The organism is Methyloceanibacter sp., assembly GCF_058506495.1.
Genome location: NZ_JBZMXT010000025.1, coordinates 23,099 through 30,715, shown reverse-complemented (window position 1 = coordinate 30,715; position 7,617 = coordinate 23,099). Strand labels below are relative to the sequence as shown.

4 protein-coding genes are annotated in these 7,617 nt (G+C 60.6%); all 4 read right to left on the bottom strand.

Annotated features, from left to right (window positions below):
• The coding region (gene treY, locus AC33YF_RS06655) for a malto-oligosyltrehalose synthase (RefSeq protein ID WP_491776419.1) at positions 1-1,922 on the bottom strand (1,922 nt) is incomplete at its 3' end.
• Complete coding sequence (gene malQ / locus AC33YF_RS06650; protein ID WP_491776418.1) at positions 1,879-3,723, bottom strand: 4-alpha-glucanotransferase; 1,845 nt, start codon at positions 3,721-3,723, stop codon at positions 1,879-1,881. The genes malQ and treY, both read right to left, overlap by 44 nt.
• A gap of 8 nt (positions 3,724-3,731) precedes the next feature.
• Positions 3,732-5,522, bottom strand: coding sequence for a malto-oligosyltrehalose trehalohydrolase (gene treZ, locus AC33YF_RS06645; protein ID WP_491776417.1), 1,791 nt, complete (start codon positions 5,520-5,522; stop codon positions 3,732-3,734).
• On the bottom strand, positions 5,519-7,594 hold the full coding sequence (gene glgX, locus AC33YF_RS06640; RefSeq protein ID WP_491776416.1) for a glycogen debranching protein GlgX: 2,076 nt from the start codon (positions 7,592-7,594) through the stop codon (positions 5,519-5,521). Before glgX ends, treZ begins: the two co-directional genes overlap by 4 nt.
• Positions 7,595-7,617: the final 23 nt, after the last annotated feature.

The window sequence follows — 7,617 nt, the reverse complement described above, 5'->3', positions numbered from 1 at the left end:
GCTTGATAGAACATCCATTCATCGTTGGCCGAGGGCGCGCGCGACTCCTCCATGGTGAGCAGGAGATGCTCATTCTGCGCCGCCCAGCGCTCGACATTGCCGCGCCAGTCTTGCGCATGTTGGCTTAACGCGTAGAGTCGGGCGCGGGCGTCTTCGCCGCGTTTGGTATCATGGGTGGCGGTGGCAAGCAGGCCAAAGGGCTGGTCCGCGCGCCGCGCGGCCATTGCCTCGTGGAATCGTTCGACGGGGGCGCCGAACTCCTCGGGCGCGCCGCCAACCTCGCAGAGCGCGATGAGGCGGTTATATCGGTAGAACAGCGTGTCCTCGACTGCTTTGGCCATAAGCGGGCCGGTCGTTTGCTGCAAGCGGGTGACAAAGGTAAGGGCCTCAGCTCGGGAGCTGGGTTCGGGCAGATCGAGGCGCCAGATGCGCGCGACAAAGTCGATTGCACCGTCGTCCTCCACCTCGCGGGTGTCCTTGGCAGCGGCTTCGGCCTCACCGATTAACACTTCGTCCTGTGCGCGCGGTCCGTCGACGTCCACATAGGTTCGGTAAACGGGGAGGGCCACTCCCAACTCGATGATGGCGCGGCGCAGCGTGTCGCGCCCATAGTCGCGCGTGTTGAGGTCTGCCTGTGCCAGCTGATGGGCGAGGCCCGTCAGGATGTCGAGCTCTCCCGCAAGATTGCGCACGAAAATGTGGCGCTTGGCCGTGGCGAGCAACGCGACGTAGTCCACGAGTGCGCCCGTGAATGCGAGATACGCCTCGGTAAGCGGGACTTCCCCGTCGGGGTCGGTAAGGAGGCCGCTTAGGGCACGGATGAACTCGTAACCGGTCGTGCCTTGCACGGGCCAGTCGGAGCGGAGCGTCTCAAACCCCTCGAGAATCTTCTCGACCAGGATGATGAAGGGGCGGTCCTCGCCGAGACTCTCGCGCAGTTTCCGGAAATAGGCGAGCGGATCGGCGAGACCGTCCACATGGTCAAGCCTCAAGCCCTCGATCGCGCCCTCCGCCGCAAGCTCGAGGATCATCCGATGGGTTTCGTCGAACACGCTCGGCTGCTCCATGCGCACGCCAACGAGGTCGGCAACTTCGAAGAAACGACGATAGGTGAGCGTCTCGCGCGCCGCGCGCCAATAGGCAAGCCGCCAGACTTGGGCCTCGTGGAGGGCGTGCATGGCATTGTGGTCTGCGGTCATGGTAAGCAGCACCGCGCTCAAGATGTCCGCCTGGCCGGACTCTTCCGCCCGCGCGGCCAACTCCGTTTTCAGTTCGGGAGCGGTTTCGGGCGTCGCGATGGCAAAGCGGTTAGTGAGATCATCGAAGTTCGACCCTGCGCGTGACAGCACATTGGTATAGGTCGGTGGGCTCAAAGGGAGCCTCATCCCATAGACTTCAAGGTTCAGGCCACCACTTTGCGGATCGAAGTTCAGACCGAACTGGCCTTTGTCCAGAACGCGCCCATAGGGTTCGCCGAGGATGGGAATGAGAAGTTTCGGCGCTGACCAGTCGATATCGAAGTAATTTGCTTTGGGGCTCTCGGCGCCCCATTCCAGCACGTCGCACCACCAAGGATTGAAGGGGCTCGCGCCCATGTGGTTGGGAACGAAGTCGGCAATCACACCGATGCCTTTGGCGCCATACGCACGAGCCATGTTCCGAAAGCCGTTCGCGCCGCCGAGTGACGGCTCGATTTCGTCATAGGCCGCACCGTCATAGCCGTGGGTTGAGGCAGGCACGGCACGCAGAATGGGCGACACGTACAGGTGCGACACGCCGAGCTTCGCCAGGTAAGGCGCCAGCAGCTGGGCGCGGGCAAAGTCCATGCCGTCACGGAGTTGAAGGCGGTAGGTCGCGCGCGCGTTCATGAGGATCGCATCACGATTTGGGCCGCTCGGCAGCAACGGTGTCCGCGACCGCACGGAAAAGCGAATGCTCCCCAAGTTCTTCGATGGGCACCGCTATCTTACGCCGCCAATTGGGATGCTCGTCCACGGTGCCGGGCAGGTTCGCCTGCTCGACCACCCCGAGTGCATCGTCTATTTGCACCGTCAGAAGCCGGCAGGGCGTTGCGGCGAGAAAGCGATGTACGGCGAGGATCACGGCGTCCGGCATCTCTTCCGCTTGCGCATAGGCGGGATCGGGGTCCAGGGCTTGAGTGCCCATCAGCGCATCGAGAAGGTACTTGCGGTCGCGCATGCGGTCTTGCCTTTGGATCAGGGCCTCGGCCTCCGTGGCGCGAGCGCATTTGACACGCCAATCAATATCGTTGCAGGTCCACCAACCACGTAGCGTCGGCAGATCGTGGGTAGAGGCGCACACCATGGCCTCGCGGCGGTAGGCGTGAGGCGCTCGCCAGACGCCGTCCTCCTCGCTGAAGTAAAGGACCTGATAGCTCAAAAGGCCAGCGCGGACGATCGTGTCACTGAACCCGGGCGGTACGGTGCCGAGGTCCTCGCCGATGACGATGGTTTGTGAAATCCAGGATTCGGCTGCGACGCCCTCCAAGAGATCACGGAAGGGATAGGCGACATAAGCGCCGTCCACGGCGGTATTGCCGTCTGGAATCCAATAAAGCCGCTGCAGGCCCATAGCATGGTCGATCCGAAGGGCGCCGGAATAACGCATGTTCGCCCGCAACACCGCACGGAAGGGTTCCAGCCGCGCTTCAGAAAGGCCAACCGGCGAGAAGGGAACAAGTCCCCAGTCTTGTCCTTGCGCGCTGAAGGGATCAGGCGGACAACCGATCCGCGCATGGTGAGCGATGGCGGGGCCGTTCTGCCAGCATGCCGAGCCGTCCGGGGAAACGCCGACCGCGAGATCGAGGTAAAGACCGATGCGCATGCCAGCCGCGCGCGCGCGCGCCTGCGCGTCTGCAAGTTGTGCGTCTGCTATCCATTGCAGCCAGGCATGGAAGGCGATGCGTGTCCTGGCGGCCCGGGCAAAGTCACGGACCTCAATATTGGTCGGATCCTGATAGGCTTCAGGCCACGACGTCCAGGCGGCATTGCGGCCTTGTGTAACCATGTGTTCGGACAGGGCCTCGTACAGCGCGTGGACTTGCAGGGCTTTGCCCTGCTCGAAGCAGAAGTGTTCGAAGACGTCCTTTGCTTCAGCTGGCCCGGCCTTTAAGAAATGCGCAAACAGCTCTTCAAGGATAGGTATCTTGACGGCAGCGACACTTGGATAGTCGATCAGCTTTGTATCTCGGAGCTCGACGCATGTCGCCGCGAGGTCAGGCGTTTCGATGTCGCCAAATCCCGGCACTTTGTCCGGTGCGATCAGAAGCGGGTTGAGAAAGCTGCGCGAGGAGGGGCTGTATGGGCTGATCCGCCTAGGTTCGGCGATGAACAACGCGTGCAGGGGACTGATACCGATGAAGTCCGCACCGAGCGCCGCGGCGTACTCCGCGAGCCGCGCCAGATCCTCGAAATCGCCAATGCCCCAATTGCGGGCCGAGCGCAGCGCATACGCTTGGACTGAAAATCCCCAAGAGCGCTGATCTATCAGGAAAGGGGGCCAGAAGGCCGACGCCGAGAGATCGGCAATATCCCTGATTTGTGCAGGGTCTGGGAGCTCGTCTTTGCCGTCGACTGGCACGCCCATTGCCCGCAAGACCTTCGCCTTGGTCTCATCCGGCGTCGTCACCCAGTCGCCTCGCTCGCGGATGTAGCCTTCGGCAATATGATAGCGCTTCGCTAATTCGTCGACTCGGTCGGGCATCAGGACTCCTAGGTACTCAAGCGGGCGATAACGGACCATGGGGGCAGGGTGTTCGCCGCGACATCCAAGTTGAGGGGTGTCGTCCAGAAGGGTTTGCTAGCCGCATTCGACGGATTCATGACGGGGCGGTCGGAAAAGTTGGCGGTGAGGGTGAGTTTGCCGCCACCGCACGCCCAGTCCACGGAGAATGCGGCCCCCTTGAGCGCCGTCACGGTCCCGGTGTTCCCGCCCATGGACTTGAGGTGAGGAATCACATGGGTAATTCGCGCGGCGATCAGTTGTTTTACGAGGGAAAGGCGTGGTGTGTTCAGCGGCGCCAGCACACATCTTCTGAGTGTCTCTTCGGCGTTCGGGTCGGGTATGAGGTTCTTCGCATACGCATCGGCGAATGCCTTATTATCGCGGAACTCCGCGCGGCGGCCTTTGCGAACGGCCTCCGCCAGATCGCCTTCGAAGTCCGTGAAGAACTGAAAGGGCCGCTTCTCACCATACTCATCGCCCATGAACAGCATCGGAATGTGTGGCGAAAGCAGGAGGAGCGTGAGCGCCGCGTCGATCGCCTCCGCTTCTGCAAGCGTGGTCAGCCGGTTGCCTTGAGCGCGGTTGCCGGTCTGGTCGTGGTTCTGAATGAAATCGACGAATGCCGTGGGCGGCAAATGCGCCGAGGGTTGCCCGCGCGGCTTGGCGTCACGAAACGGCGAAGGCTCGCCTTGATAGCCGTAACCTTGCGCCATCGTGTTCGCCAGCCGGGCCACGGGTTCATCGGCATAGTCTTGGTAGTAGCCGGCATTTTCCCCGGTGAGCACCACGTGCATGGCGTGATGCCAATCATCATTCCATTCCGCATCAAAAAGCCTTGTATTGTTGTCTTCGTCGAACGAGAAAAGCCGGGTTGTATTCTCGTCGTCCTCAATGGTGAGATGAATATGCCGGTCCGGGATCTGCGCGCGAATCTCACGCGCCATCTCGGCCAGAATCTCCTCCTCGGACGGATCCTCGATCTGATCGATCGCATCAAGACGCAAGCCGTCGCAACGGAATTCCTCTAGCCAATAGAGCGCGTTGTGAATGAAGAAGTCCCGCACGGGCTTGCGCGCAAAGGCAATAGCCGGTCCCCAAGGGGTGTGACGCGTCTCATCGAAAAAGTCCGAGGCATAGCGGTGAAGGTAATTCCCGTCCGGGCCGAAATGGTTGTAGACCACATCCATCAGCACCATGATTTCGCGCTCGTGGCAGGCATCGATGAGACGCTTCAGGCCCTCTGGACCGCCATAGGCGACGTGGGGAGCGTACAGCAGCACGCCGTCATAACCCCAACCGCGATTGCCACCGAATTGCGCCACGGGCAGGAGCTCGATGGCGGTAACGCCCACATCAACGAGGCGGTCGAGATCGCGTGCGATGGCGTTGAAGGTGCCTTCGACCGAATACGTGCCCGTGTGGAGTTCGTAGAGGATGGCCTCGTGCCAAGGGCGGCCTTTCCAATTGGGCGTGCGCCACGCATAGGATTTCGGGTCCACGAGCCGGCTGGGGCCGTGCACGTCGCCTATCTGTGCCCGCGCGGCGGGGTCGGGGACGGCCAAGCCTTCGTTCAGGACATATTGATAGCCGCCTCCGACCAACACGGCATCAGTGAGCGTTTCAAACCAGCCGTCGTACGTCTTCGCCATGGGGATGGATTTGCCTTTATCAGTGAGCAACGACACCGATTTCTGGTCAGGCGCCCAGAGACGGAAGCGTGCGCCATCGTCGACGATCTCCGTGCCCCAAGGGAGCGTATGAGCGAAGCGCGCCGTCATCGCTCCGTCCTTTCAAACAAGAGGAGCCCGCTACCCGGAATAGTCGTCTTGCCCGTTGCGATCGGCACATCGTCCGGGCGGATCAGGCCATTTGCGGTGTCGCAAAGGAGCTTCCAGTGTAAGTGACGCTTGCCGAAATAGGGGAACATGAAGTCGATTTCTTCAGCGTCGGCATTGAAGAGCAGGAGCAGGATGTTTCCACCGCCCGCAAAAGAGGCGCCAATGCACTTCGCGACTGGGTCTTCCCAATGTTCGGCCTTTTTTTTCTCGCCGTCTGGCTTGAACCAAGACACGTTCTTGATCCGCGGGGCGATGGGCTCGCCGTGCAGAAATTTGGGTGACCGCAGAAGCGGCAGTTGTTGGCGCAAAGAAGCAAGCCCCTGTACAAAGCCTAGGAACGCTTGGTCACGATCAGAGACGTTTTGCCAATCCATCCAGGAAATCTCGCTGTCCTGACAGAAGGCATTATTGTTGCCGAGTTGCGTGCGGCCCATCTCATCGCCCATTTGCCACATAGGCGTGCCGTGGCATAACAAGAGGCTTCCTGCCAGCGCTCGGCGGATGCGATCACGCTGGTCTAATATTGCAGCGTCATCGGTCGGGCCCTCGACACCCCAATTGCAACTACAGTTGTGAGAGTGGCCGTCTTGGTTGTCCTCAAGATTGGCCTCGTTGTGCTTCTCGTTATAGGACACGACATCCTTCAGAGTGAAGCCATCGTGGGCTGCCACGAAGTTGACGCTCGCCCAGGGCTTACGGCCGCGGCGGTCGAAGATTTCGGCCGATCCCGTAATGCGGCGGCCAAGCTCGGGAAGCTGCCCCATGTCCCCCTTCCAGTAGGCGCGGAGGCCATCTCGCCATTGATCGTTCCATTCAGCCCAGCCCGGTGGAAACGAACCCAACTGATAACCGTCCGTGCCCACATCCCATGGCTCGGCGATGAGCTTGGTGCGAGCAAGAGTGGGGTCCTGGCCGATTGCATCCAGAAAAGACGCACTCGGATCGAATCCATTGCCATCCCGGGCGAGGGCGGGCGCCAGGTCAAATCGGAATCCATCGACGCCGCACTGTTCGACCCAGTAGCGCAAGGAATCCAAAACCAACTGAAGCACGCGAGGGTGGGCCACATTCATTGTGTTTCCGCAGCCCGTTGTGTCGTGATAATGCCGCCGGTTCTCTGAAAGCTTGTAGTAGGAAGCGTTGTCGATGCCGCGGAACGAGAGCGTCGGTCCCAGTTCGTTACCCTCTGCTGTATGGTTGTAAACGACATCGAGCAGGACCTCGATACCGGCATCATGTAAGCGGTCTACTGTCGTTCGAAATTCGCCAATACCGCTACCAGGAGAGACATAACGGTCTGCCGGTGCGAAAAAGCCGACACTGTTGTAGCCCCAATAGTTGCTCAACCCATGCTCCACCAGATGTCGATCATTCACGATTGCATGGACTGGAAGCAGCTCAATGGCCGTTACACCGAGCTTCACGAGGTGTTCGATTATGGCTGGATGCGATAGTCCGGCGAAAGTACCGCGAATGGCCTCCGGCACGTCTGGATGACGCGCCGTCATGCCTTTCATATGCGCTTCGTATATGACGGTCTCGTGCCAGGGCCTATTAGGCCGGTTGTTCAAGGGGCGGTCTGCGGCTCCCATGACGACGCATTTCGGCATAAAGGGTGCACTGTCCGTGCGGCTCTTTACGAGGTCGCCGCGCTTTGCGCCGATCTCATATCCGAACAGGCTGTCATCCCACCTAAGTTGTCCGGCATAGGCTTTGGCGTAGGGATCGAGGAGTAGCTTGTTGCGGTTAAAGCGATGTCCGTGGCGAGGAACGTAGGGGCCGTGCACACGATAGCCATAGTTTTGTCCCGCCCCGACACCTCGTACATAGCCGTGCCAAACCTCATCGGTATATTCGGGCAAGGTGATCCGATCCGTCTCTGTACCGCCTTCATCGAACAAGCATAGGTCCACGCGCGTTGCATGGGCTGAAAACAGCGCGAAGTTGACCCCCTGGCCGTCAAATGTGGCGCCGAGCGGATGGGGGGCGCCGGGATCGAGTTTTAACGACATTGGCGCCGACCCCATGGCTGATC